This is a genomic window from Pseudomonas sp. CFBP 13711 (assembly GCF_014842265.1).
Classification (GTDB): Bacteria; Pseudomonadota; Gammaproteobacteria; order Pseudomonadales; family Pseudomonadaceae; genus Aquipseudomonas.
Genome location: NZ_JACYVI010000010.1, coordinates 62337 through 87270 on the forward strand (window position 1 = coordinate 62337; position 24934 = coordinate 87270).

A 24934-nucleotide genomic window follows, 5' to 3' on the forward strand; every position below is an offset into this window, starting at 1 on the left:
AAATGTCAGTGGGAGCATCTATTCGTATAGTCGCGCTCGGCAGTGACTTTGCAGAGTTCATGCCACGTGTTATTGGCCCTGTTTATCCGGCGTTTACTATCTAAAACGTTGGGCAGGCGACACTTTGCTGCAACTCTGTCGGGTGACCAACACTTGCCAGGCATATAAAGGTGTTGCACCCCTGTTTATGACTTCCCCCCGAAAAACCCCTATAACCGGATGAAAGCGCCTCATAACCTCTACTGTTTCTGACGCAACACCTGATCGACAAAACAATGCTGATGGCACAACAGCAATTGTCGTGCAACGCTCTAGACCGGTCATTTTGCGGCGGATGGACACTTGGTATGGCTCTTGCTCCCTGAACTAAGCCGGTGCACGTGGCACCGGCATCAACAGGATCAAGGAACTTCGGTTCCGCATTGTTACGTTAAACAGCTGGGAGTTAATCAATGGCCAATGCCCAATCCGCCAACGCACTGAATGTGCTTTGGCGCCAGGCGCCGGGCGGGGAGTTGCTCGACCTGGGCCGGGTTTACCGAGGCCCTTTGGCGCTGTCGCGTCTGCAGACCACGCCCCGGCAGATATTGACCCGTCGCGAAGCAGTGCTGCTGGGCGTCTTCGCCCTGGTGTTGCACGGTGCGGTGATCTACTGGATCAACAGTTCGCCCGCCGCCACCCTGCCCGTGGTCCCGCCGGAAATCCCGCCGATGACCATCGAGTTTTCACAGCCTGCCCCTCCGGTTGTCGAGACGCCACCGCCCCCTCCCGAGCCCGTCGCGCAACCCGTGGAGGAGCCACCGCCACCGGTAGAAGACGAACTGGCCGTGAAACCGCCGCCGCCCAAGCCCGTCCCGAAACCCAAGCCCAAGCCCAAGCCGGTCGCCAAACCGGTGCCCAAACCTGTCGCCAAACCAGTGGAGCAGCCACCTGCACCGCCGACTCCACCGCAACCGGTGGCCGCGCCCGCACCGCCTGCGCCACCCGCGCCTGCACCGGTCACACCGGCTTCGGCCAATGCCGGTTACCTGCACAACCCTGCGCCGGAATACCCGACCCTGGCCATGCGCCGCAACTGGGAAGGCACCGTATTACTGCGGGTCCACGTGCTGGGCAGCGGTAAACCGAGTGAGATCCAGGTGCAGAAAAGCAGCGGTCATGAGCAACTTGACGATGCCGCTCAGGCGGCCGTGAAACGCTGGAGTTTCGTCCCGGCCAAACGGGGCAATGACCCCATCGATGGCTGGGTCAGCGTGCCCATCGACTTCAAGATCAGGTGATCGACCACCTGGTCGCAACATCGCGGGCTACCTGACAAAAGGCGCATCGCTTAACCCCTTTTTGCCTTGCTTATTTGCCTTGTTGGAGCCGCACATGAACCTTATCGCCTCACCTTTCGATTCCATCGAACACGCCGTCATCTGGGTGCTGATCCTCTTCTCCGTCGCCACCTGGAGCCTGGCCCTGCTCAAGGGCGTGCAGTTTGCTCGCCTCAAGGCGCAGGACCGAAAATTCCACAAGCAATTCTGGGCAGCCTCGAGCCTGGACTCGGCCGCTGAGCTCGCGCAGACCCGGCCGGGTGCCGCCGCCCGCGTCGCCCTGGCCGGTTACGCGGCGATTCAAGTGCCGGAAGGTGGCCACGCCGCTGATTTGAGCCAGGCGATCAACCATCAGGATCGACTCGAACGCGCCCTGCGTCAGCAAATCGTGCGCGAGCGGCGGTCGCTTGAAACCGGCCTGGCCATCCTTGCCAGTATCGGCAGCACATCGCCTTTCATTGGTCTGTTCGGAACGGTGTGGGGGATCATGTCAGCGCTCAAAGGCATCAGTGCGGCAGGGTCGGCCAGCCTTGAAACCGTGGCCGGTCCGATTGGCGCCGCACTGGTGGCCACCGGCGTCGGTATCGCCGTCGCCGTACCGGCGGTGCTGGTTTACAACTATTACCTGCGTCGCCTGAAGCTGACCGCCGCTGACCTGGACGACTTTGCCCACGACTTCTACAGCCTGGCGCAGAAGCATTCGTTCCGCGTGTTGCTGCATCCGGTGCTGAACAAATCGGGCGCCGCGGCTGGCACAACGGCTGCCGGCCAGAAAGTGAAGGAGGCGTCCTGAGATGGCTTTTTCCACACAAGACAATGACGAAGTGCTGAGCGAAATCAACGTCACGCCGCTGGTGGACGTGATGCTGGTGCTGTTGGTGGTATTCATCGTGACGGCGCCGCTGTTGACCAATTCCATCCCGATCAACCTGCCGAAAACCGAAGCGGTGGCGCCGGTGGAGCAAAAGGACCCGCTGGTGGTGAGCATCGACGACAAGGGCAAGCTGTTCATCAACAAGGACGAGATTCAGGCGGATCTGCTGGAAAGCAACCTCAGGGCGGCCAAGGACAAGAACGCCGACGTGCGCGTGCAGTTGCAGGCCGACAACGGCGTGAATTACGGCGAAGTGGCGCGGGCAATGGCCTCGATCGAGAAGGCCGGGATCACCAAGCTTTCGGTGATTACGGCTAAATGACTGTTTAGAAGATCAAGAGCGTCTGCCTGGGGGCAGACGTTTCGCCTTCGGCGAGTTACTTTTAAAAAGCACTAAAAGTAACCAAAAGTGCCTGCTCTCGGTTTGGCCCGACTTCGTCGGGTTCCCTCACTCCGACGACGCTCCGTGGGCCCGCGCCGAACGGACATCCATGTCCTGACGGCGCTCTCGCGGCATCCATGCCGCTCGGCCCACTCCGCGTCGTCTGCGTTCGGCCTGCACCAAAGTCGCGATTGGCGTCGTCTGGGCTTTGTGCGTATGAAGATCAAAGGCAGATCAAGGGCGGGTCAAGCGCCAAGGACTTGTGGGAGTGAGCTTGCTCACGAAGGGGTCGGTACATCCAACACATATCTGGTGTTTGAGATAAAGCATTCGCGAGCAAGCTCGCTCCCACAGGATGGGTGTGAGATCAGCAAAATTATTGGCGCCTGAGCTGGCCTCTTCCCGGCTAAAGCCGGTCCCACTAGCAGCAGCGCATGCATCCAGTGGGATTGGCTCCGACCGTAGGACCGGCTTCAGCCGTTGCCGTTGCCGTTGCTTTTGATCTTCCTCCACAAAAAGTCCAGACGACACGAATCGCGACTTGGGTGCAGGCTGAACGCAGGTCTCGCTCCGTGGGCCGAGCCGCATGGATGCGGCGAGAGCGCCGTCAGGACATGGATGTCTGTTCGGCGCGGGCCCACGGAGCGAGACCGGAGTGAAGGAACCCTGACGAAGGAAGGGCCCAACCAGGAGCACAAGCCCTTGGTTACTTGGGGCTTTATCAAGTAACTCGCCGAAGGCGAAACAGTCTGCCCCCAGGCAGACGCTCTTGATCTTAAAGATCTGGATCTTGATCTTGATCTCGCGTTTACCGCCTTTAAAACAACCCGGACGTCGGCGGCGGTGTCCCCTTGAGCTGCCAGGCCCCCACCGCCGCCGCCTTCCACTGCCGCGGATTGTGATTGGACACCGTGCGCGCGTTGCGCCAGTGACGATCCAGATTGTGCGCCCGCCCCGTCGTCGAAGCACCGCCTACATCGAACACCAGCTCTGCCGCTTTCAAGGCTGACTCGGCAGCCATGTACTGCGCCTGAGCCACATCAACGGCGGCTTGATCCACCGCCACCGCGTCCAGCTCGGCGGCCCACGCCCGGTCGATCGAGGCGGCGGCGTGCAATACCACCGCTTCCGCCGTAAAGGCGCGGGCCGCAATGTCGCCGACGCTCAGCTCGACGTAAGGATCATCCACCGAGCGCGTTGCCGTGCTGTGCTTGATCGGCCGTGCGTGGTCCCGGGCGAAACTCACCGCGTCGTTCAAGGCATTGCGCGCGATGCCGGCGTTGACCGCCGCCAGGAACACCTGCAGAAACGGCGTAACGATGGTGCGTTTGCCCTCCTCCACCGTGCGGGTGCGAATCTCCTCCGCCTTGACCTGCACATCGTGCAAATGCGTGGTGCCACTGGCCGTCAGGCGTTGGCCCATGGCGTCGAAGTCATCGACCAACTCCAGGCCCTGACGGTCGCGAGGCAGGATGAATGACACCGGCTGATCGTTCTCATCCAGCGCCACCGCGCTGACCCAGTCGGCGTACAGCGAACCGGTGCTGTAATACTTGCTGCCGCTCGCCCGGTAATCGTCGCCATCGCGGACGATACGCGCGCTGATCGCGCCGTTGACGCCGCCCACTTCCCAGCCGGCATTGCCCACCACCGCGCCCTGCAGGTAGCGGGCAAACCAGCGCTCGCGCTCAGCCTCGGCGTCTTCAGCCCGGGAGGCCAGCAGGCCTTCGACAAAGCCGAATCCGGGGCGCAACGCCTGGGCCACGTTGGAATCAGCGGACGCGATGCGGATCAGCAGCGCGATGACTTCCCTGACCGTCGCCCCGGCGCCACCGAAGCGCACGGGAATGCGCGCAGTGAACACACCAGCCTTGGCAATCTGCGCGACGGCCTCATAGGGCAATTGCCGATCACGTTCGCGCCGGGCCGCCCCTGCGGCGATGTCCGGCAGCAGGCGGTCCAGTCGCGCGTTGAGTTCTGCGACGGTGACGACCGCAGGTTTGGGTACAGCAGACAACGTACTCATGGCAGATCCTTGTTCTGAATTCGAACCTAAATGGCGATTTTCCACAGCCGGGATTCATCAAACAGCAGCACCGCGCTTTCCGGTTCCAGCGGCGGCACCACCAGTGTGGCGCCGGTACCGGGCAGACGCGGAACCGCACCCAGCAGGCGTCGGGTGTATTCGTGTCGGGGGCTGTCGAAGAGCGTCTCGACCGGCGCGCGCTCCACCACCTGGCCGTGACGCATGACCAGCACTTCATCGCTGACGTGGCGAATGACCCCCAGATCATGGGAAATGAATAGATACGCCAGGCCCAGCGACGCCTGAAGATCCGCCAGCAGATCGAGCACCTGGGCCTGGACGGACACGTCCAGCGCCGAGACAGGCTCGTCGCAGATGATCACTTTCGGGTTGCTGGCGATGGCCCGGGCGATGGCCACGCGCTGACGCTGTCCGCCGGACAACTGCAACGGCCGACGGCTCGACAGCTCAACCGGAAGACGAACTTCATGAAGCAGCTGGGCAATCCGCGCGCGCTGTTGCTCGAACGGCATGCCGGCCACATCCAGGGCGTCGGCGAGAATCTGGCCGACGCTCCAGCGCGGGTCGAACGAGCTGAGGGGGTCTTGATAAATCACGCTGATGTCGCGCCGATGCAGGCGCCGGGTTTTCTCCTCGACGCGCCCGCTGCCCGCCCCCGTCCACGGCACATTGAGAAACTGCACCGCGCCGGCATCGGGCTCCAACAGGCCCAGCACAATGCGCGCCACAGTGGTCTTGCCGGAACCGGACTCGCCGACGATGCCTAGGGTGCGGCCCGCACGCAGCTCGAAGCTGACGCCATCGACGACCTGCCGCACCTGTTGATCGGGGCCGACGTAGCGCTTGCCCAGCCCGGTAGCCTTGAGCAACACCGGAGAATCCACCCCCGCCCGAGCCTGCAGCGCTGACGCACCCTGCCCCGACCCACCCTGCGCCGATGAAAGCCGCGTCCCGCGCGCATGTTCGGCGGGCACGGCATCCAGCAATGAGCGGGTGTAGGCATGACGCGGGTTGCGCAGCACTTGCTCCATCGGCCCCTGCTCGACCACTTCGCCGTGGCGCAGCACCAGCACCTCATCGGCCAGTTGCGCAACCACGGCCAGGTCATGGCTGATGATCAACAGCGAGTCGCCGCGTTGGCGGATATGTTGCAGGACGTCGAGGATCTGCGCCTGCACCGTGGCGTCCAGCGCGGTGGTCGGCTCGTCGGCAATCACCAGTCCGGGATTCATCGCCAAGGCACTGGCAATCAGCGCGCGCTGACGTAATCCTCCGGAAAGCTGGTCAGGCCGCTGCCGTGCGCGCAGCCGTGGCTCGGGCACGCCGACGGTCTCCAGCAATTCGATAACCCGCTCGCCCCGGCTGACGCGATCGCCCCAGCCATGGGTCTGCAGCACTTCGAGAATCTCCTTGCCCACCGGGCGCAACGGGTCCAGGGACACCAGCGCATCCTGCAGCACGAAACCGATTTCCCGGCCGCGCAAGTCACGCCATCCGCGCTCCGACAGCGCCAGCAGATCACGTCCGGCATAACTCAGCCGGCGCGCCGTGACCCGCGCGCCCTCGCCCGCCAGGCCGATCAGGCTGCGCGCCGTCACGCTCTTGCCCGAGCCGGATTCGCCGACCAGCGCGAGAGTCTTGCCCGGTTCCAGGGTGAACGACAGATCACGCACCACCGACTGCCCGGCGAATTCGATGGACAGGCCTTCGACGATCAAACGTTTCGGCTCGCTCATGACAGTCGGCCCTCCAGACGTTGTTGCAGGTAACGACCGGCGACCGTGGTCGACAGCGTGGTGAGGACGATGAACAAGCCGGGGAAAAACGTCAGCCACCACGCGTTGGCGATAAAGTCGCGGCCCATCGACAACATGGTTCCCCATTCCGGCGCCGGTGGACGCGCGCCGAGGCCGAGGAAGCTCAGCGCCGACGCCCAGACGATGGCCTGACCGACGCCCATGGTCAGGGTCACGATCAGCGGCCGCATGGCGTTGGGCAATAGTTGCCGGGTGATGATGCGCAGTGGTGGATGGCCGAGGGCCTTCGCCGATTCGATGTAGCCGGCATTGCGCACCGCCAGCACCTGGCCGCGGACCATGCGCGCATAACCGGGGGCGCCGCCCAGACCGGTGGCAACGATGAGCGGGCCGATGCCGCTGCCAAAAATCGCCACGAACAGCAGCGCCAGAATCAGACTGGGAAAGGCAAACAGCATTTCAAGCACCCAGCCCACGGCGCGGTCGACCCGTGCGCCACCCAATCCGCCGAGCAGGCCGAGAACGATGGCGATGCTAATGGCAATGGCGGTCGCTGCCAGGCCGATGAACAGCGACTGGCGCGTGCCGTAGATCACTCGGGAAAAAATGTCCCGCCCCGATTGGTCGGTGCCGAACCAGTGCGCCCAGCCCGGTGGATGAAACGCATCGCGCGGCACGATCGCCAGCGGATCGCTGTGGGCGAACCACTGTGGCGCCAGGGCGGCGAGGATGACCAGCAGCAAAAAGGCCAGGGCCAGCGACGGGCCGATTCGCCAGGTGCGCGGCGTGCGCTGGACCCGGATCGCGGGCAGCGGCGTGTCGAGAATCAGGTCGCTCATCACGGGTTCTCCTGTTGGCGAGGGTCGACCCATTGGTAAAGCAGGTCGACCAGAATGTTGGCCAGCACATAACCGGCGGCCACCACCAGGCTGATGCCGATGGTCAGCGGCAGGTCCTGGGCTTGCACGGCCTGGTACAACTGACGTCCGAGGCCCTTGCGGGAGAAGATCACCTCGATCACCACGGCGCCGCTGATCAGCGCGCCGATGGCCCAGCCTGACAGCGAGATGCCCGGCAGCACGGCATGACGCAGCGCGTGTTTGAAGCGCACGTTGAAGTCGCTCAGCCCGCGGGTTCTGGCGGTCAACACGAAGGGTTGTTCAAGGGTCAGGTCCAGGGATTCGCGGGTGACCTGGGCGATGAAACCGGCCAGCGGAATCGCCAATGCGAAAGACGGCAGCACCAGTGTCCGCCAGCCGTCACTGCCCGCCGGCGGAAACAGCCGCAAGCCAAACGCGAACACGGCCAGCAGCAGAATCCCCAGCCAGAAATGCGGCAGCGCGGCGGATACCGTTTCTGCCAGCGACGCGAGGGTGCTAACCCAGCGGCGGCGCCCGGCGGTGAGCACCGTCAACGCCAGCACCAGCAGCCACGCCAGCGCCAGGGAGGTGAAGGTCAGTTCCAGCGTCGGCCAGGATTGCTCGGCGAGCACGCGGGTCACCGGCAGATGCTGGGAATAGGACATCCCCAGATCACCTTGCACCAGCCGCCCGAGGTACAGCGCGTATTGCACGGCCAGCGGTTTATCCAGGCCGTATTCGCGGGTGGCCTCGGCGATGGTTTCGGCGGTCGGGTTGCCACTCGGTCCACCGAGGATCGCCAGCACCGGATCGCCGGGCATCAGGCGCAAGGCGAAGAAGGTCAATGTCGCGACCGCCCACAGCACCAGAATCCCGCCCGCCAGGCGCCACAACGCGCGCTTGCCCAGCCGCTGCAATCGCTCGCGACGCGGGTTCGCGGACGGCGTCTGAGGGGCGGCCTCAGGGTTGTTGTCCAACGCGTTGGTCAGCCCGTTGCTCGACGCTGTATTGGTCATTTGTTCACCCATGCGTCATAGAGGTAAGTCACCGCCAGCGAGGTTTCCAGCCGCACGCCCTGGGTGGTTTTGTAGATGCCCAGTCGAGTGCTCTGCGGGTACGTGGTCAGTTGCAGGTATTGGCGGGAGGCAATCTGTTGCGCCTTGTAATACAGCGCCCGCCGCTGCTCGGCGTCCTGGGTGGCGAGGGCCTGCTGCACCAGCGAGTCGAACGCCGGGTCGCTGAAGCCGGCGGTGTTCTGGTGGTAGCCACCCACCCCTGCGGGACGAATGAACTCGCTGCCGAAGATGATGCGCAGTACGTCGGCGGTGTTGGTGTTCCAGTAGCCGAGGCGAATGTCGTAGTCCCAATCGGCCTGGCGCTTGGTCGCCTGCACGTCGCTCATCTGGTCGATGATCAGCTCGAAGCCGGCTTGCCGCGTGGTCGCCTGGACCTGTTCCCATAGGGTGTATTCGGAGGGTGGCGTGCGGTTGCCCATGACCACGTGAACTTGCAGGCGCTTGCCCTCCTTCGTCCGATAGCCGTCGCTGTCCCGTTGGGTCCAGCCGGCCTGATCGAGCAGTTGTGCAGCCCTGGCAGGGTCGTAATCCTGGGCGTGCTGGAAGTCCGGGCTGTAGAAGCGGGTGGCCGGGCTCAAGGGTCCGCCTGCGCGAGGGAATTCATTGAAGTACACACTTTTCAGGGCGCCATCGATGTCGGCGCTGCGCACGAACGCTTCGCGCACCTTGAGGTCGTTGAACGGCGCGCGGGTGATGTTCAGCGTGCCGTTGGTGGGGTTGCCGGGGCGCTGGGCGATGATCAGTTGCAGGTCGGGATTGCGTCGGGCCGCTTCATGGGATTCCGGGGGCAGCGCCTCGATGACGTCAACTTCACCGGCCTGCAGCGAGGCGAAGCGCACCGAGGGCTCCTGGATGAATTTCCAGACCACGCGGTCCAGCCAGGCCGGGCCCTGATGTTTGGCGGTGGGCGGCGCCCAGTTGTAGTCGGGGTTGCGCACCAGTTCGACCTGGCTCTGGCGGTCCCAGCGAACGATTTTGAAGGGGCCGCTGCCGACCGGGCTTTCGCAGTTGGTGTCACGGGGGCGCTGAAGGGCCGTCGGGGATTCGATGCCGAGGAAGCCCTGTGCGAGCACTTCGAGGAAGGCGGCATAGGGCGTCGCGAGGTGGACGACGGCGGTGTCGGCGTCGATCACGTCGGTGCTGCGGTATTGGCGAATGTAGCCGCCCGCTGTACTGGACTGGGTTTTGGGATTGGCCATGTGGTCGAGGTTGGCTTTGACCGCGGCTGCGTTGAACGGGGTGCCGTCGGTAAAGTGCACGTCGTTGCGCAGGTGGAAGGTGTAGGTCAGGCCGTCGTCGGAGATTTCCCAGCTTTTCGCAAGCCAGGGGCCGATGCGGCCTTCGGCGTCCATGGAGACGAGTGAGTCGAGGTACTGTTGGCCGATGAACACTTGGGGCATGTCGCCGGCGACGTGGGGGTCGAGGCAGGTCGGTTCGCGGTCGGTGGCATAGACGAGTGTGCCGCCTTTGACGGGTTGTTCGCTGCGGGTGACGGTGGAGGTGCTTTGTCCGCAGCCGAGCATGAGGCTGCAGAGGGTGGCCACGCCGAGGATGGCGGTGGGTTGGGTCCACGACCGGGGCCGAGGGTCGGGCAGTCGCAATGTGGGGGCGCGTTCTCGCATGGGTCCTGATGCCTTTGGTCCGGGATCAGGGTCATTGCACAAGGCATGCCGGGTTTTTCCAGCGGTAAATGCGGTGTGTCAGGCGGGTTTCGGGTTGCTGGCGGGGCAATTTGTGTGGCGGGTGTTGGTGGGGCAACAGCTCGGCTCTTTTTTTGGCTGCGCCGCGAGATCAAGATCAAAAGCGTCTGCCTGGGGGCAGACCGTTTCGCCTTCGGCGAGTTACTTGGAAAAGTCGAAAGTCGCACCATCCCCAAGTAACCAAGGGTGCTTGCTCCTGGTTGGGCCCTTCGTTCCTCAGGGTTCCTTCACTCCGGTCCCGCTCCGTGGGCCCGCCGCCATCCATGGCGGGGGGCGGCTCTCGCGGCATCCATGCCGCTCGGCCCACTCCGCGAAACCTGCGTTCAGCCTGCACCCAAGTCGCGATTGGCGGTGTCTGGACCTTTTGTGTTTGAAGATCAAGATCAAGAGCAGATCAACGGCTTCCCGGCTGAAGCCGGTCCCACTGACTGTACGCGTGCTTTTGTAGGACTGGCTTTAGCCAGGAAGAGGCCAGTTCAGGCGCCGGTATTTTTCGGGACGCAGCGCTGCTTTTGTGGGAGCGAGCTTGCTCGCGAATGCGGTATCCGATTCACTCGGGTCGCGCATGGAACGGTCACCCCGGAAACCGCAACGGCTTCGCCGGGTGACTCAATGCGGCCGGGTCGCGGTAGCGGGCGCCGAAGTGGTCGTTGGGCAGGCGTGACTGCCCCGCGCCGAAGAGGCGTTCGCGCAGGGTTTCGCCTTCGGTGTAGGACTCACGGAAACGACCCCGGCGGCGCAATTCCGGGATGACCAGTTCGATGAAGTCGCGGGCCGTTTCAAAGGACAGGTACTGGCGCAAGTTGATGCCGTCGATGCCATCGACGTCGAGCCATTTTTCGATTTCGTCAGCGACCACCGTCGGTGTGCCAGCCACAAAGAAGCGTTCGCGGTTGAAACCTTCCAGCTGACCGATTACGTCACCCACCCGCAGGTGGGGTTTGAAGCGGGATAGGCTTTGCCAGCCTTTGACCTCGCGTTCGATCAGCTCGCTGATCAGCGTGTCGCGCGGGTACGCGGTGAGGTCCACTGCCATTTGTGCATGGGCCAGTGACGCCTCGACGCTCATTAATTTGCGGTAGTCGTCGAGCTTCTGGCTGACCTCCGCATCGGTGCGGCCCACGATTACGCCGGCCATGACGATGAATTTCAGGCCGGCGGGATCACGCCCGTGAGCAAGGGCTTTTTGGCGCATGGCCTCGATATTCCCGCGCACCGCCGCCGTGTCCATGCCGCCGGTGAACACCACTTCAGCATGCCGCCCGGCGAACTCCATGCCTGCTGGCGAACCGGTGGCCTGGTACAGCACCGGTGTGCGCTGTCGCGACGGCTGACAGAGATGCGGGCCGGCGACTTTGAAATGCTCCCCGACGTGATCGATGTAGCGCACTTTGCTCGGGTCGGTGTAGATCCGCCGCTCACGGTCCTGGATCACCGAGTCGTCGTCCCAGGAGCCCTCCCAGAGTTTGTACAGCACGTCCAGGTACTCGTCGGCGATCTCGTAGCGGTGGTCGTGAACCACTTCCGTGTCGTGGCCGAAGTTGCGCGCGGCATTGGGCAGGTAGGAGGTGACGATGTTCCAGCCCACCCGCCCCTTGGTCAGATGGTCGAGGGTGCTCATGCGCCGGGCGAAGGCGAATGGCGGCTCGTAGGTGGTGGAAAACGTCGCACCGAATCCGAGGTTTTTGGTCACGGCGGCCATGGCCGGAATCACCAGCAGCGGGTCGTTGCTGGGGATCTGCATGGCTTCGCGCAACGCCGTTTCCGGACCGTCACGAAACGCATCGTACGTGCCGATCACGTCCGCCAGAAACACCCCGTCGAAGGTGCCGTATTCCAGCAACTGGGCGAGCTCCGTCCAGTAGTCCAGATCATTGAAGCGGTGCCGGTTGTTGTCCGGGTGCACCCATAAACCGTGGACGATGTGGCTGACGCAGTTCATTTCGAACAGATTGACATGCAGTTGCTTGGGCACTGCGCTGACTCCTTTATTCATACGCTGCTCATCCGGCGCTTGCCTCGTTTTGCGGACCTTTGATACCGCGTGTTCCCTGTGTGCAATGCAGCGAACATGCCACGGCTGATCTGCGGGTGAGGCCTGGGAAAAAGGTCATTTAATACCGGGCCATAACGGCGCCGGACATGCGAGTCTGTCTGCCCAGCCACAGACTGTTTAACCGCTGTTGAATAGTCGTTCCCGGCTAGAGTGGAAAAATCGGCCGGACGTGACGGTGTATCAGGGGGATGGCGTCGACGGCTGCCGGCGTGTTGAATGTGGGCAATGGACAGGTGAGAAAAATATGGCGCAGAACATCTACGACAACCCGGATTTCTTTGAGGGCTACAGCCAGCTGTCTCGCTCCATCGACGGCTTGGCCGGCGCGCCGGAATGGCCGGCATTACGCGCGCTGCTCCCTGATCTGCAAGGCCACGACGTGCTGGATCTGGGCTGCGGCTACGGCTGGTTTTCGCGCTGGGCAGCCGAGCACGGTGCACGCAGCGTGCTCGGACTGGACCTCTCGGAAATGATGCTGCAGCGGGCCATTGAAGCAGGCCACCATGAACGCATCAGTTACCGGCGGGAAGACCTGGAGCATGTGCAGCTCCCATTGGCGCGTTTCAGCCTGGCGTTCAGCTCGCTGGCGTTTCATTACATCGTTGACCTGGGTGCGTTGCTGCGCAGCATCCATGACGCATTGATCCCCGGTGGCCGTCTGGTGTTTTCCATCGAGCACCCGGTGTTCATGGCGTCCTTGCAGCCGCAGTGGATCGTCGACTCCCAGGGCCGCAAAGTCTGGCCGGTGGATCATTACCAGGCGGAAGGCCCGCGAAGCACCGACTGGCTGAGTCCCGGGGTCATCAAACAACACCGCACAATGGGCACGCTGCTCAATCTGCTCATCGCCAGCGGATTTACCCTCAACCATGTCAACGAATGGGGACCTTCGGCCCAGGACCTCATCGACCGCCCCGCCATGGCTGACGAAATTCACCGGCCGATGATGCTGATTGTGGCGGCCACGCGCTCGTGATCGGCTTTTAAAGGGGCTACCTGGCAGGACCGACTTATGCCGGGAATTCACTGGTCACGCTGCAAACGTGAGGGTGTTCATGCCGGCCTCTTCCCGGCTGAAGCCGGTCCCACTAAAAGCACCGCGTGTCCCGGCAGGAACGGCTTCAGCCGGGAAAGCGTCAGACTTCACACCGGACAGCTGATGTCGAGTGGACTATTTATCCGCGCAATAACGCGACGTTTTCATCAATCCGTGCCTGAAGCATCGCCAGGGTTTCCGGCGTGATAAGCCCCGGGCTGGTCTGTTCGGCGATCGCGGCGAACTGAGTCGCCACATCACAAATCCCGTCAATCATCCCGCCCGCTTTCTCCGCTGACACCTCGGCCTCATCGGCAAGCCGAAGCATCGCTTTACGCTCAATCGACAGCGCCTCACCCAGCACGTCCATCTGGTGATATCCCCCCGGCCCTTCGCAGAAGGTCACGTCGTAGGCCGGCGCCAGGGTCCAGGTGCCGGACGCCGACATGAGGTAGGCAAAGTTCTTCGGATGATCGTCGCGGTTGTTGAACGCCACGTTGAACACCGCACGCTCGAAGGCGATAGCTTTCTCGCGGACGTCGTTGGTGCAGAGTTGCGTCGCGCGCAGGAAGTTGACGTAGTCCAGCGACCCGGGCGAGGTGTAGTCCGCGCCAGTGAACGCGGCGAGGCTTTGCATCGGCACTCGCTTGCCCTGGATCCGGTCGAAGCGTCGGCTGGCGAACGCCGCCAGGCCATCGGGCAAGATGAAATGCTGAGTGTCAGGCGTATTGATGCCACACAGACGCAGGCACTGGGCATAGACCATCTCGATAGCGCAGACCTCGGCGTGTTCGCCTTTGGCCGGAAACTTGATCAGCCAGGCTTCGAAACCCGGTGTCGCGGCGGTGGTGAAGGCGCCTGTTTCGGGATCGCGGTAGACCAGCGCCTTGGGTCGCGCCCCCTGGGGCGAGCCGCCGACCCGCATCAGCGTGTGCAGGAATTCTCCGCCGTCACCCTGGACCACTTCCAGAATCTCGGCGGCCAGCAACTCGATGGGCACATGGGCCTGGGGCTCCAGTCCCTCGGGCGCGACTGGCTCGAATGACATTGCACCCATGGCCGTATTCCCGATGTAGGCCAGCCGCTCCAGCGGTCCGATGCGCGCCGCATTGAGCTGACGACGCCTGAACAAGCGGTCCATCAGCAGCATCCCCCAACCATCCGGCAACGCGTCATAGACCGGCCCCGGCAGACCGAGTTGGTGGGCGGCGAAGCCACGGCGCAGGCGCGGCGCAGGCGCGGACCCTCCAGCGGAAGCGTGTAACCCGACAGTTCCAGGCCCCTGGACCGGGCCTCGTCGCTGTACTCGAAAACAATCTGCGGACGCCCGGTGATGGCCGTCGTCGACACTAACGTACCCCACAGCCAGCGCTCGTCCCAGCCGTTGTAATACACTTCGACCTGCTCAAGCATCGCCCGACTTCCTTATACGTTGGCGCTCGGCAGCGGCCTCGTAGCGGCGAATGTCATCCAGGCTGTCGAGCCTGGGCATGAACAGCCCTTCCAGCTCCTTGGTTCGGCCGAGGACCATGGCCACGCGCACCAGATTTTCGAAGCTGACATTGCGCCCGGCTTCGAGATTTGAAACGGTATTGACGCCTACGCCGGCGCGGCTGGCGACGTCGGCCTGGGTCATCTGCAGCGCAAGGCGCTCGGCGCGTAACCGGGCGCAGAGGCGATCGACGATTTCATCGGGCTTGCTGAAGCTTAAATCCAACATGAGCGTGAGTCGCCTGTGTGCCTGTGACGCGAGCAAGTATGAGTCAGACCACCCTCAAGCTCAACCTACATAAATCCATTTTAATGGGGCTTATCTTCGTTTAACGCACATAAGACCCAAGATAATGGATTTATCTTAAAGCGCATCAGGACGGTGCGACGAATCGATTGCAGACCTTTTATCACGCCGAACATCATTACGACTGATAGTTACCTTCGCGTCATTCGATTCGTGCAATAACACCCCCGAGAACATCATCCGCCCATCTCAATAACATCGGCGGATTCTCCCATGCTTCAGTCTTTAACTCCTTTGCGCTATCCCCTCGCCGCGTTGACCCTTGTGGTCATCAGCGCGTGCGGCCGGACGCCTGAAGCGACCGTTGCGCCGGCGGCGGCGAAAGTCAACGTGGCCAAGGTGATCGAGCAACCGGTCAACGAGTGGGACGAAGTCACCGCCCGCCTCGAATCGCCGGAAACCGTTCAGGTGCGCCCGCGTGTTTCAGGCCAGATCGATTCGGTGGCTTTCACTGACGGCGAGCTGGTGAAAAAAGGCGACCTGCTGTTCCAGATCGACCCGCGCCCGTTTGAAGCGGAAGTGCATCGTCTGGAAGCGCAACTGCAGCAGTCCAAGGCTGCTGCCCAGCGCAGCACCAATGAAGCCCAGCGTGGCGAACGCCTGCGCACCAACAATGCGATCTCCGCCGAACTCGCCGATTCGCGCACCACCACCGCCCAGGAATCCAAAGCTGCCGTTGCCGCCATCCAGGCACAGCTTGATCTGGCGCGCCTGAACCTGAGCTTCACCCGCGTCACTGCGCCGATCACCGGCCGGGTCAGCCGCGCCGAAATCACCGCCGGCAACATCGTCACCGCCGATCAGACCATCCTCACCAGCCTGGTGTCGACCGACAAGGTCTACGCCTACTTCGACGCCGACGAGCGCGTGTTCCTCAAGTACAACCAGCTGGCCCGCGACGGCAAGCGCGGCGCGACCACGCCGGTGTACATGGGCCTGTCCAACGAGGCGGAAAACCCGCACCTGGGTCAGATGAACTTCGTCGACAACCAGGTCAATCCGCGCACCGGCACCATCCGTGGCCGCGCCGTGTTCGACAACAGCAAGGGCGAATACACCCCGGGCCTGTACGCACGCCTGAAGCTCGTCGGCAGCGGCACCTACTCGGCCATGCTGATCAAGGACGAAGCGGTCGGCACCGACCTGGGCAAGAAATTCGTGCTGGTGGTCGACAAGGACAACAAGGCGATCTACCGCAGCGTCGAGCTGGGGCCGAAGCTTGAGGGCTTGCGCATCGTGCGCAGCGGCCTGGGCAAAGACGACCGCATCGTCGTCACCGGTCTGCAGCGCGTGCGTCCGGGGTCGCCGGTTGACCCGCAAGACACGCCGATGGCCAGCGCCGAAACACTCACCGCACTGCAACAACAACGCCAGGCGCTCGAAGCCAGCAACACACCCAAGGCGCAGCCGAAGCTGGACGCCAAGGTGGCTGCTTCCGCCACGCCACGCGGTTAAGGGACACACACGATGAATTTCTCCAAGTTCTTTATCACGCGACCGATCTTCGCGGCGGTGCTCTCGCTGCTGATCCTGATCGCCGGCGCGATCTCGCTGTTCCAGCTGCCGATCAGTGAATACCCGGAAGTCGTGCCGCCGACCGTTGTCGTGCGCGCCAACTTCCCCGGTGCCAACCCGAAAGTGATCGGCGAAACCGTCGCCGCGCCACTGGAACAGGCGATCACCGGCGTCGAGAACATGCTCTACATGTCCTCCCAGGCCACGGCCGACGGCAAGCTGACCCTGACCATCACCTTTGCGCTGGGGACCAACCTCGACACCGCGCAAGTGCAGGTGCAGAACCGGGTCACCCGGACCGAGCCGAAGCTGCCGGAAGAAGTGACGCGCATCGGTATCACCGTGGACAAGGCGTCGCCTGATCTGACGATGGTGGTCCACTTGACCTCGCCGGATCAGCGCTACGACATGCTGTACCTGTCCAACTACGCAGTCCTCAACATCAAGGATGAGCTGGCGCGCCTGAACGGTGTCGGCGACGTGCAGCTGTTCGGCATGGGCGACTACTCGCTGCGTGTCTGGCTCGATCCGAACAAAACCGCTTCGCGCAACATCACGGCGACCGACGTGGTCAACGCCATTCGCGAGCAGAACCGCCAGGTCGCCGCCGGTCAACTGGGCGCACCGCCCTCCCCGAGCGCCACCAGCTTCCAGATGTCGATCAACACCCAGGGCCGTCTGGTCTCTGAAGAAGAGTTCGAGAACATCATCGTTCGCGCCGGCGACAATGGCGAAATCACCCGGGTCAAAGACATCGCCCGCGTCGAACTGGGCTCCAGCCAGTACGCGCTGCGCTCGTTGCTGAACAACCAGCCGGCGGTGGCGATCCCGATCTTCCAGCGCCCAGGCTCCAACGCCATCGACATTTCCAACGAAGTGCGCGGCGAAATGGAACTGCTGAAGAAGAACTTCCCTGAAGGCATGGACTACAGCATCGTCTATGACCCGACGATCTTCGTGCGCGGCTCCATCGAAGCAGTGGTTCACACCCTGTTCGAAGCGCTGATCCTCGTTGTACTGGTGGTGATCCTGTTCCTGCAGACCTGGCGCGCTTCGATCATCCCGCTGGCTGCTGTGCCGGTGTCGCTGATCGGTACCTTTGCGGTCATGCACCTGTTCGGCTTCTCCCTCAACGCGCTGTCGCTGTTCGGGCTGGTACTGGCGATCGGTATCGTCGTGGACGACGCCATCGTGGTGGTGGAGAACGTCGAGCGGAATATCGAGCTCGGCCACCAACCGATGGAGGCCACACAGATCGCGATGCGTGAAGTGACCGGCCCGATCATCGCCACGGCGCTGGTGTTGTGTGCGGTGTTCATCCCGGCGGCGTTCATCTCCGGACTGACCGGGCAATTCTATAAACAGTTTGCGTTGACCATCGCCATCTCGACAGTGATCTCGGCCTTCAACTCCCTGACCCTGTCGCCCGCGCTGGCTGCCGTATTGCTGCGCGCCCACGACGCGCCGAAGGATGGCTTCTCGCGCTTCCTCGACAAACTGTTCGGGGCCTGGCTGTTCCGACCGTTCAACCGGTTCTTCGTCAAGGCCAGTAACGGCTATGTGAGCACGGTGGGCCGGGTGATTCGCGTCAGCGGTGTGGCACTGGTGGTATACGCCGGCCTGATCGTCATGACCTGGCTGGGTTTCTCCACCACGCCGACCGGTTTCGTCCCGGCCCAGGATAAACAGTACCTGGTGGCCTTCGCGCAATTGCCGGACGCCGCGAGCCTGGACCGCACCGAAGACGTGATCAAACGCATGTCCGACATCGCGCTGAAGCAACCGGGCGTTGAAAGCGCCGTGGCTTTCCCGGGCCTGTCGATCAACGGTTTCACCAACAGCCCGAACTCCGGCATCGTCTTCGTCACGCTCAAACCGTTCGAAGATCGCACGGCAGCCGACCAGTCGGCCGGTGCCATCGCCGGTGCGTTAAACGGCAAATACGCAGGTATTCAGGAAGCCTACATGGCGATCTTCCCGCCGCCGCCGGTACAGGGGCTGGGCACGATCGGCGGTTTCCGTCTGCAGATCGAAGACCGTGGCAACCTGGGTTACGACGAGCTGTACAAAGAGACGATGAACATCATCGGCAAGAGCCGCAGCGTGCCGGAACTGGCCGCGCTGTTCACCAGCTACACGGTGAACGTGCCCCAGGTCGATGCCGCCATCGACCGCGAAAAAGCCAAGACCCTCGGTGTGCCGATCAGCGACATCTTCGACACCCTGCAGGTTTACCTCGGTTCGCTGTACGCCAACGACTTCAATCGTTTCGGCCGGACCTATCAGGTCAACGTGCAGGCCGAGCAGCAGTTCCGTCAGGACGCTGAGCAGATCGGTCAGTTGAAAGTGCGCAACAACCGCGGCGAGATGATCCCGCTGGCGACGCTGCTGAAAGTCACCAACACCTCGGGACCGGACCGCGTCATGCACTACAACGGCTTCATCACCGCCGAGATCAACGGCGCGGCGGGTCCGGGTTTCAGCTCGGGTCAGGCGCAGGCGGCGATGGAAAAACTGCTCAAGGAAGAACTGCCCAACGGCATGACCTACGAGTGGACCGACCTGACCTACCAACAGATCCTGTCGGGCAACACGGCACTGCTGGTCTTCCCGCTCTGCGTGCTGCTGGCGTTCCTGGTACTGGCTGCGCTGTATGAAAGCTGGAGCCTGCCGCTGGCGGTGATCCTGATCGTACCGATGACCCTGCTGTCGGCCATTGCCGGTGTGATTATTGCCGGGAGCGACAACAACATCTTCACCCAGATCGGCCTGATCGTACTGGTGGGCCTGGCGTGCAAGAACGCGATTCTGATCGTCGAGTTCGCCAAGGATGAGCAGGACAAGGGCAAGACCCCGCTGGAGGCTGTGCTTGAAGCCTGCCGCCTGCGTCTGCGGCCGATCCTGATGACCTCCTTCGCGTTCATCATGGGCGTGGTTCCGCTGGTGCTGTCCAGCGGCGCCGGTGCCGAAATGCGTCATGCCATGGGCGTGGCGGTGTTCTCCGGGATGCTCGGCGTGACCTTCTTCGGTCTGCTGTTGACGCCGGTGTTCTATGTACTGATTCGTAACTACGTTGGACGCAAAGAGGCTCGCAAGGCCGCCAAGGCGCAACGCATCCAGAACAACGCTGCGGAGGCTCATTGATGAAGGCTGCAAAACTCTTTCTGCCGAGCCTGCTGGTGCTGGCGCTGGCGGCCTGCGCCGTCGGCCCGGACTACAAGAAGCCGGAAACCGCGGCGGCCAACATTCAGGCCGCCACCCAGCGGGCCTACGACCGCAGCCACATCGAGACCGTCTGGTGGCAGCAGTTCGACGACCCGACCCTGAACAAACTGGTCGCCGAATCGCTGCAGGGTAACCGCGAGTTGCGCGTCGCCTTCGCCCGTCTGAAAGCGTCCCGTGCGATCCGGGACGACATCAGCAACGACGCCATGCCAGTGGTGACCAGCCGCGCCAGCAGCCAGGTCGGCCGCGCTCAGGTGCCGGGTGAAACCGAGCACCGGGTCAATCAGGAACGTTACGACCTGGGCCTGGACATGGCCTGGGAGCTGGACCTGTTCGGCCGCATCCAGCGCGAGCTGGAAGCCAGTGACGCTGATCAACAAGCTGCCGAGGCCAACCTCTATCAGCTGCAGGTAACGATGATCGCCGAACTGGTCGACGCTTACGGTCAGCTGCGTGGCGCCCAATTGCGCGAGAACATTGCCCGGGACAACCTGAAAAACCAGCAGGACTCTCGCCGGGTGACCGCCCAGCTGCGCGACGAAGGCGTGGGCAATGAACTCGACGTGGTGCGTTCCGACGCGCGTCTGGCGGCGGTGGAAGCCACCATTCCGCAGCTTCAGGCGGAGCAGGTGCGCGAACGCAACCGCATCGCCACCCTGCTCGGCGAACGTCCGGACGCCATGACCGTGACCCTCGCCCCGGCCAAACTGCCGGCGATATCCAAAGCCCTGCCGATCGGTGATCCGACCAAGCTGCTGGAAAACCGTCCGGACGTGCGCAGTGCCGAGCGGCAACTGGCGGCGCAGACCGCGCGAATCGGCGTGCAGACCGCCGACCTGTTCCCACGGGTCAGCCTCAGCGGTTTCCTGGGTTTCACGGCCAGCCGTGGTTCGCAGATCGGTTCCGGCGCGGCTCAGGCGTGGGGTCTCGGCCCGAGCATCACCTGGGCGGCCTTTGACCTGGGCAGCGTGAGGGCGCGGATTCGTGGCGCCAACGCCGATGCCGAAGGCGCGCTGGCCAATTACGAGCAGCAGGTGCTGCTGGCTCTAGAGGAAACCGAAAACGCGTTCAGCGACTACGACAAGCGTCAGCAGCGTCTGGTGTCGCTGGTGCGGCAGAGTGAAGCCAGCCGTTCGGCAGCGAATCTGGCGAACATCCAGTACCGCGAAGGCACGGCTGATTTCCTCGTCCTGCTGGACGCCGAACGCGAACGTCTGGCCGCCGAAGACAGCCAGGCCCTGGCTGAAATCGATCTGTACCGCGGCATCGTTGCCATCTACAAAGCCCTTGGCGGTGGCTGGCAGCCGAATGCCTGACGTCACAGGTTGAACAGCGGGATCGCTCAACCGGCGGCCGTCCTGTAGCCATGATCTGCCGCCCTGAAAAAGCCTCGGACCCACAAGGTTCGGGGCTTTTTTCTGGACTGAAGAAATCCCCTGCGCGCGCCCAGGGGCCGAATCCATCCCCACAGCGTTTGACACTCGGCGGTCTCTCCCCGAAGCTGCTGCACACGCAAACACGGAAACCGATATGTCTGAATCGTCTTCCCGGCGCACACCCGCCCAGCTCAAGGCTCGACGTCGCTGGCAGGTGGCAATTGCGCTGGCGCTGTTGCTGCTGATCATCGCCATGGCGATGCTGGTGCGAAACTGGCACGCGCCTCCAGCCGCACCGCAGGTCAATCACAGCTACGCCGAAGCACTGGAGCAGGCCCATGGCGGCAAGCCCGGCGCCGCGCGTGTGCTGTATCAGCAATTCAGTCGCACCGACCTGTCCGATATTCGCCGTGCCGGTCTGCTCGCCGAGCTGGTTAATTACCCGGGGGCCCAGGCGCTGAAAATTCTGCGCGCCGATCTCAAGCGCCCCGCGCCGCTGGTTCAGCAGGCGGCCATCCAGACGGTGTCGGCCATGCTGCCGGAGGAACAACGCAGCACGCTGATCGGCCCGCTGCTGGACGATGGCGACGATGAGGTGCGCTTCAGTGCGGTGCGCGCCTTGCTGCCGTTGGGCCCGGATGAATTGGGCCTGTATTACGGGGCGTTGCAGGAGGCGGCTCAACAGTATGAGCAGGCATTGAGTGCCCAGCCGCCGAGCGGGCAACGTCAGCTCGCGCTCGCGCAGCTCTACCTCAACAACGGCACCCCGCAAAAGGCGATCGATGCGCTGGAACTGGCCGCAAAACTGGAACCGGACAACCTCGAGACCGGGCTGGCGCTGGTGCAGGTGCTCGACCGCCAGGGCCAGGCCGATCGCTCGCGCCAGTTGCTTGCCCAGTGGCTGGAGAAACAGCCCCAGTCGTCCCTGGCGCAACACGCACTCGGCCAATGGCTGCTGCGTCATAAACAAAATGAATACGCCCTGCTCCCGCTGACCCGAGCCATTGAACTGGAACCGGACAACACCGGTTACCGCTACGACCTCGCCGTCGCGCTTCACGATCTGGATCAGCTCGAAGCCGCGCAGCGTCAGCTGGAGGACATTCTCCAGCGCGCACCCGCCGACCGTCGCGCGAGGATTCTGCTGATTCGCTACTGGACCGAGGCCGGGCAGCTGCAAAAAGTACAGGTGCTGCTGGCTGAACTGGAGCAGCTCAACGCCGACGATCCGGCCCTGCAGCAAGGGCTCTAGGACGGCACAGTTTCCGATAGCGCTAAAGTATAAGAAATGACTTACAACGGTTTGCGACTATTATTGTTTTTTTGTCAGACGGGCATATCGTCGCCGGAATCTTTCACTTAACAATTAGTCATCCCCTATTTTACAACGCGCAAAAAACGTGCATTATTTACTCGCGCCGCAACTGAACTACCCCGTATTGATACCCACCTTCATGCTCATGAAGTTAGTGTCGACGGCTGATCCTGATGTCAAGGACACGGTAGAAAGTGGTGAAACCAACACCAGCAGAACCCGATGCGCGTCCTTGTTACTCGCATTATTGCTTGCATTGAGCTGACGACAGCCATTAATTGCCGGAGTATCATTTTGTCCAGACTTGCCGAATTTCGCGCAGCAGAGAAAGCCCTTCAGGAGCAGCTGGCCCAGCTGGAGTATCTGAAGAACGACGCCGGACTGAAGAAGGAAATCGAGTTCGAGCAGCAGCTGCAGGCCCTGATGAGTACGTATGACAAGACCTTGCGCGACATCATCGCGATCCTCGACCCTCACACCGGCGCTTCCACCCTTGCGCCAGCGGCCCCGAAACGCCGCCGCCCGCGTGTCGTCAAAGTCTATCAAAACCCGCACACCGGTGAAGTCATCGAGACCAAAGGCGGCAACCATCGCGGTTTGAAAAACTGGAAAATACAATACGGTGCCGAAACCGTTGATTCCTGGTTGCGCGGCCGCTAGTCCTGTATCCCTTGCAGTGTCGAGAAGAAGCTCTGCTCGCGGGGCTTCTCTGAAAGTGTAGGGATGTCGCAGTGAAACAAGTGCTTTAAACGCGGCTGATTGCGAGCGAAGTCTTAGGCAGTTTAGATAATGAGTGCTGGTGTAGCCCCAGCGTTGAATATTCAACCTGACAATTAGCTGAACAGATTCGTATTAGTGTGATATATCGCTTTCAATAGGCGGCAGGCTTATAGCATGCTCAATTGCCGATGATTTTCCGCTTGTTAATTCCACTAAGTATGGCCAGTGTGCGCGGCGAAGCTGGCTATGAGCCTTCATGCATCAACAGATAAATTTCTCTTCTGCGGCCCAACGGCTCGCAAGCTTCACATTTTTTTCACACCGGCTTGTACAGGATGGAGGCTACTAAAGGATTAGTGCCCCAATGCCCGCTTCGGCGGGCTTCTTTATGCCCGTGATTTGTGTAAACCCCCGCCTCGACCTAAGGCGCCGATCCCAGGCGCAGGCCATTCCTGATCTGCAACACTTCGTTTTTATGGGCTGCGTAGCCTTCCGCCGAACCGGCATACGACAACGACCACGCCAACTGCGGACTGGCCGCCGCCACCAGCGTCTGGGTCATGACGTGATTGCCGTTCTGGGTAATCGTGCACGTGGTCTCCATGGCGGGGATGTGGCTCAGCGTGCTGTCCTTCATGTGCGTGCAAACGCTTTGGAAGCCACCGCGCGCAAAATTGACCTGCACCGCCTTGCGCATTTCCAGCAGAACGCTCTGCACGTTGACCGAGTGACCGGGCTGCAGCTGCGTCTGGGTCAGCTCGACCACCATGGCCGGATCACCGTTCTGATCGTTTTTAACCGCACGCTGTCGTATTTGCACGGCGGGCTGACCTTCGCTCGCCGGCGGCTGGGGCAGCGCTTCCACTTCCCAGCCTTCGGGCCAGATGATCATGGCGTCCGCCGACGACGCGACGCCCGGAATCATCAGCACGAGGCAGAAAGCAACGCGGGCGCATGGGCGCAATGAGAGATGCATGGGCGGTACCTGAAGGTCGAGCCGCGAAGTGTGAGCCGGTCATCCATCGCCCACAAGTCGAAAGCCGCGCTTTATGCGCCTTCGGTTTGGCGCGTCGGCCATGAGCCCGTATCATTACGCAACTTTTTAGCGTTAACCCGGAGACAACCATGAGTCTGCACGACCTGAACACCTTCCCCGGCGTCACGGCCACCCCGGACGCCTCGACCGCACAATTCGTGTTCAACCACACCATGTTGCGCGTCAAGGACGCCACCGCTTCCCTGGATTTCTACACCCGCGTGCTGGGTTTCAGCCTGGTGGAAAAGCGCGACTTCCCGGAAGCGGAATTCAGCCTGTACTTCTTGGCGCTGGTGGATAAAGCGCAGATCCCGCAGGACGATGCTGCGCGCAACGTCTGGATGAAAGGCATCCCCGGCGTGCTCGAACTGACCCACAACCACGGCACCGAAAAAGACCCTGCGTTTTCCTACCACAACGGCAACACCGACCCGCGCGGCTTCGGTCACATCTGCATCTCGGTGCCGGACGTGAAGGCTGCCTGCGCGCGCTTCGAAGAACTGGGCGTGGACTTCCAGAAACGCCTGACCGATGGCCGCATGAAAAGCCTGGCCTTCATCAAGGACCCGGATGGTTACTGGGTGGAAATCATCCAGCCGACGCCGGTGTCGGGCGAGTAATCGCGTCTAGCGAGTCGGACTGGCTTTAGCCAGGAATAAGCCTATTCGTGAGCAAGCTCACTCCCAAACGTTCTTCAGCGTGGCCAAGATCACGGGTCGATGATGAACAGGTGGGAGCCAGCTTGCTTGCGAAGACAGCGTCTCTCGCGCTGAAGATGCAGAGGATGTAATTGCCTCTTCCCGGCTAAAGCCGGTCCCACTAAAAGCAGCGCGTGCATCTAG

18 protein-coding genes and 1 pseudogene are annotated in these 24934 nt (G+C 62.4%); 10 read left to right on the forward strand and 9 right to left on the reverse strand.

Annotated features, from left to right (window positions below; genetic code table 11):
- Positions 1-452: 452 nt before the first annotated feature.
- The 3 genes from IFT47_RS18710 to IFT47_RS18720 all read left to right on the forward strand — a co-directional run bounded on the left by IFT47_RS18710 (position 453) and on the right by IFT47_RS18720 (position 2515).
- Positions 453-1280 carry an energy transducer TonB gene (locus IFT47_RS18710; protein WP_192173633.1) on the forward strand — a complete coding sequence of 276 codons (828 nt, stop codon included), beginning with the start codon at positions 453-455 and terminating at the stop codon, positions 1278-1280.
- A 94-nt stretch (positions 1281-1374) separates the two neighbouring features.
- Entirely contained in the window at positions 1375-2112 is a 738-nt protein-coding gene (locus tag IFT47_RS18715; protein ID WP_192173632.1) for a MotA/TolQ/ExbB proton channel family protein, read from the forward strand.
- Between the two features lies 1 nt (position 2113).
- Positions 2114-2515, forward strand: a complete 402-nt coding sequence (locus IFT47_RS18720; RefSeq protein WP_192173631.1) for an ExbD/TolR family protein — start codon at positions 2114-2116, stop codon at positions 2513-2515.
- Between the two features lie 877 nt (positions 2516-3392).
- Here IFT47_RS18720 and IFT47_RS18725 read toward each other — a convergent pair.
- The 6 genes from IFT47_RS18725 to IFT47_RS18750 form a co-directional block, all read right to left on the reverse strand.
- Positions 3393-4601: an acyl-CoA dehydrogenase family protein gene (locus IFT47_RS18725; RefSeq protein ID WP_192173630.1), complete on the reverse strand. Its 1209-nt coding sequence runs from the start codon at positions 4599-4601 to the stop codon at positions 3393-3395.
- Positions 4602-4627: 26 nt separating this feature from the next.
- Positions 4628-6358, reverse strand: a complete 1731-nt coding sequence (locus tag IFT47_RS18730) for a dipeptide ABC transporter ATP-binding protein (RefSeq protein ID WP_192173629.1) — start codon at positions 6356-6358, stop codon at positions 4628-4630.
- The gene (locus tag IFT47_RS18735; RefSeq protein ID WP_192173628.1) at positions 6355-7218 is read right to left on the reverse strand and encodes an ABC transporter permease; all 864 of its coding nucleotides are present in this window, start codon (positions 7216-7218) and stop codon (positions 6355-6357) included. Before IFT47_RS18735 ends, IFT47_RS18730 begins: the two co-directional genes overlap by 4 nt.
- Complete coding sequence (locus tag IFT47_RS18740) at positions 7218-8255, reverse strand: ABC transporter permease (RefSeq protein ID WP_244655980.1); 1038 nt, start codon at positions 8253-8255, stop codon at positions 7218-7220. Before IFT47_RS18740 ends, IFT47_RS18735 begins: the two co-directional genes overlap by 1 nt.
- On the reverse strand, positions 8252-9937 hold the full coding sequence (locus IFT47_RS18745; protein ID WP_192173627.1) for an ABC transporter substrate-binding protein: 1686 nt from the start codon (positions 9935-9937) through the stop codon (positions 8252-8254). The genes IFT47_RS18740 and IFT47_RS18745 overlap by 4 nt, the downstream gene beginning before the upstream one ends.
- Before the next feature lie 652 nt (positions 9938-10589).
- Positions 10590-11990, reverse strand: a complete 1401-nt coding sequence (locus IFT47_RS18750; RefSeq protein WP_342345380.1) for an LLM class flavin-dependent oxidoreductase — start codon at positions 11988-11990, stop codon at positions 10590-10592.
- A gap of 325 nt (positions 11991-12315) precedes the next feature.
- On the opposite strand from IFT47_RS18750, the gene IFT47_RS18755 reads away from it, so the two are divergent.
- A complete protein-coding gene (locus IFT47_RS18755; protein WP_192173625.1) occupies positions 12316-13047 on the forward strand; it encodes a class I SAM-dependent methyltransferase in 732 nt (243 codons plus the stop codon).
- Between the two features lie 199 nt (positions 13048-13246).
- On the opposite strand, the pseudogene IFT47_RS18760 reads toward IFT47_RS18755, so the two are convergent.
- Positions 13247-14520 (reverse strand): annotated as a pseudogene (locus tag IFT47_RS18760) (type II toxin-antitoxin system HipA family toxin).
- Positions 14513-14827, reverse strand: coding sequence for a helix-turn-helix domain-containing protein (locus IFT47_RS18765; RefSeq protein ID WP_192173624.1), 315 nt, complete (start codon positions 14825-14827; stop codon positions 14513-14515). The pseudogene IFT47_RS18760 and the gene IFT47_RS18765 overlap by 8 nt, the downstream one beginning before the upstream one ends.
- Before the next feature lie 291 nt (positions 14828-15118).
- Between IFT47_RS18765 and mexE the strand changes: the two genes are divergently transcribed.
- From mexE to IFT47_RS18790, 5 genes are all read left to right on the forward strand, one after another.
- The gene (gene mexE, locus IFT47_RS18770) at positions 15119-16360 is read left to right on the forward strand and encodes a multidrug efflux RND transporter periplasmic adaptor subunit MexE (RefSeq protein ID WP_192173623.1); all 1242 of its coding nucleotides are present in this window, start codon (positions 15119-15121) and stop codon (positions 16358-16360) included.
- A gap of 12 nt (positions 16361-16372) precedes the next feature.
- Entirely contained in the window at positions 16373-19564 is a 3192-nt protein-coding gene (locus IFT47_RS18775; protein ID WP_192173622.1) for an efflux RND transporter permease subunit, read from the forward strand.
- Positions 19564-20961, forward strand: coding sequence for an efflux transporter outer membrane subunit (locus tag IFT47_RS18780; protein ID WP_192173621.1), 1398 nt, complete (start codon positions 19564-19566; stop codon positions 20959-20961). Before IFT47_RS18775 ends, IFT47_RS18780 begins: the two co-directional genes overlap by 1 nt.
- Positions 20962-21175: 214 nt before the next feature.
- Positions 21176-22273, forward strand: a complete 1098-nt coding sequence (locus IFT47_RS18785; RefSeq protein ID WP_192173620.1) for a tetratricopeptide repeat protein — start codon at positions 21176-21178, stop codon at positions 22271-22273.
- Between the two features lie 357 nt (positions 22274-22630).
- Positions 22631-22996 carry a histone-like nucleoid-structuring protein, MvaT/MvaU family gene (locus tag IFT47_RS18790; RefSeq protein ID WP_192173688.1) on the forward strand — a complete coding sequence of 122 codons (366 nt, stop codon included), beginning with the start codon at positions 22631-22633 and terminating at the stop codon, positions 22994-22996.
- A 481-nt stretch (positions 22997-23477) separates the two neighbouring features.
- On the opposite strand, the gene IFT47_RS18795 is transcribed toward IFT47_RS18790, so the two are convergent.
- Positions 23478-23981: a DUF4946 domain-containing protein gene (locus IFT47_RS18795; RefSeq protein WP_244655986.1), complete on the reverse strand. Its 504-nt coding sequence runs from the start codon at positions 23979-23981 to the stop codon at positions 23478-23480.
- A 200-nt stretch (positions 23982-24181) separates the two neighbouring features.
- Here IFT47_RS18795 and gloA point away from each other — a divergent pair, with 200 nt between their 5' ends.
- The gene (gloA, locus tag IFT47_RS18800) at positions 24182-24712 is read left to right on the forward strand and encodes a lactoylglutathione lyase (protein ID WP_192173618.1); all 531 of its coding nucleotides are present in this window, start codon (positions 24182-24184) and stop codon (positions 24710-24712) included.
- Positions 24713-24934: the final 222 nt, after the last annotated feature.

Excerpts from the sequence above, each read along its gene's own strand:
- IFT47_RS18745 (WP_192173627.1), bottom strand. The coding sequence starts at position 9,937 with ATGCGAGAACGCGCCCCCACATTGCGACTGCCCGACCCTCGGCCCCGG.
- IFT47_RS18735 (WP_192173628.1), bottom strand. The coding sequence starts at position 7,218 with ATGAGCGACCTGATTCTCGACACGCCGCTGCCCGCGATCCGGGTCCAG.
- IFT47_RS18710 (WP_192173633.1), top strand. The coding sequence starts at position 453 with ATGGCCAATGCCCAATCCGCCAACGCACTGAATGTGCTTTGGCGCCAG.
- IFT47_RS18780 (WP_192173621.1), top strand. The coding sequence starts at position 19,564 with ATGAAGGCTGCAAAACTCTTTCTGCCGAGCCTGCTGGTGCTGGCGCTG.
- IFT47_RS18775 (WP_192173622.1), top strand. The coding sequence starts at position 16,373 with ATGAATTTCTCCAAGTTCTTTATCACGCGACCGATCTTCGCGGCGGTG.
- IFT47_RS18720 (WP_192173631.1), top strand. The coding sequence starts at position 2,114 with ATGGCTTTTTCCACACAAGACAATGACGAAGTGCTGAGCGAAATCAAC.
- IFT47_RS18755 (WP_192173625.1), top strand. The coding sequence starts at position 12,316 with ATGGCGCAGAACATCTACGACAACCCGGATTTCTTTGAGGGCTACAGC.
- IFT47_RS18730 (WP_192173629.1), bottom strand. The coding sequence starts at position 6,358 with ATGAGCGAGCCGAAACGTTTGATCGTCGAAGGCCTGTCCATCGAATTC.
- gloA (WP_192173618.1), top strand. The coding sequence starts at position 24,182 with ATGAGTCTGCACGACCTGAACACCTTCCCCGGCGTCACGGCCACCCCG.
- IFT47_RS18795 (WP_244655986.1), bottom strand. The coding sequence starts at position 23,981 with ATGATTCCGGGCGTCGCGTCGTCGGCGGACGCCATGATCATCTGGCCC.
- IFT47_RS18765 (WP_192173624.1), bottom strand. The coding sequence starts at position 14,827 with ATGTTGGATTTAAGCTTCAGCAAGCCCGATGAAATCGTCGATCGCCTC.
- IFT47_RS18785 (WP_192173620.1), top strand. The coding sequence starts at position 21,176 with ATGTCTGAATCGTCTTCCCGGCGCACACCCGCCCAGCTCAAGGCTCGA.
- IFT47_RS18725 (WP_192173630.1), bottom strand. The coding sequence starts at position 4,601 with ATGAGTACGTTGTCTGCTGTACCCAAACCTGCGGTCGTCACCGTCGCA.
- IFT47_RS18740 (WP_244655980.1), bottom strand. The coding sequence starts at position 8,255 with ATGACCAATACAGCGTCGAGCAACGGGCTGACCAACGCGTTGGACAAC.
- IFT47_RS18715 (WP_192173632.1), top strand. The coding sequence starts at position 1,375 with ATGAACCTTATCGCCTCACCTTTCGATTCCATCGAACACGCCGTCATC.
- mexE (WP_192173623.1), top strand. The coding sequence starts at position 15,119 with ATGCTTCAGTCTTTAACTCCTTTGCGCTATCCCCTCGCCGCGTTGACC.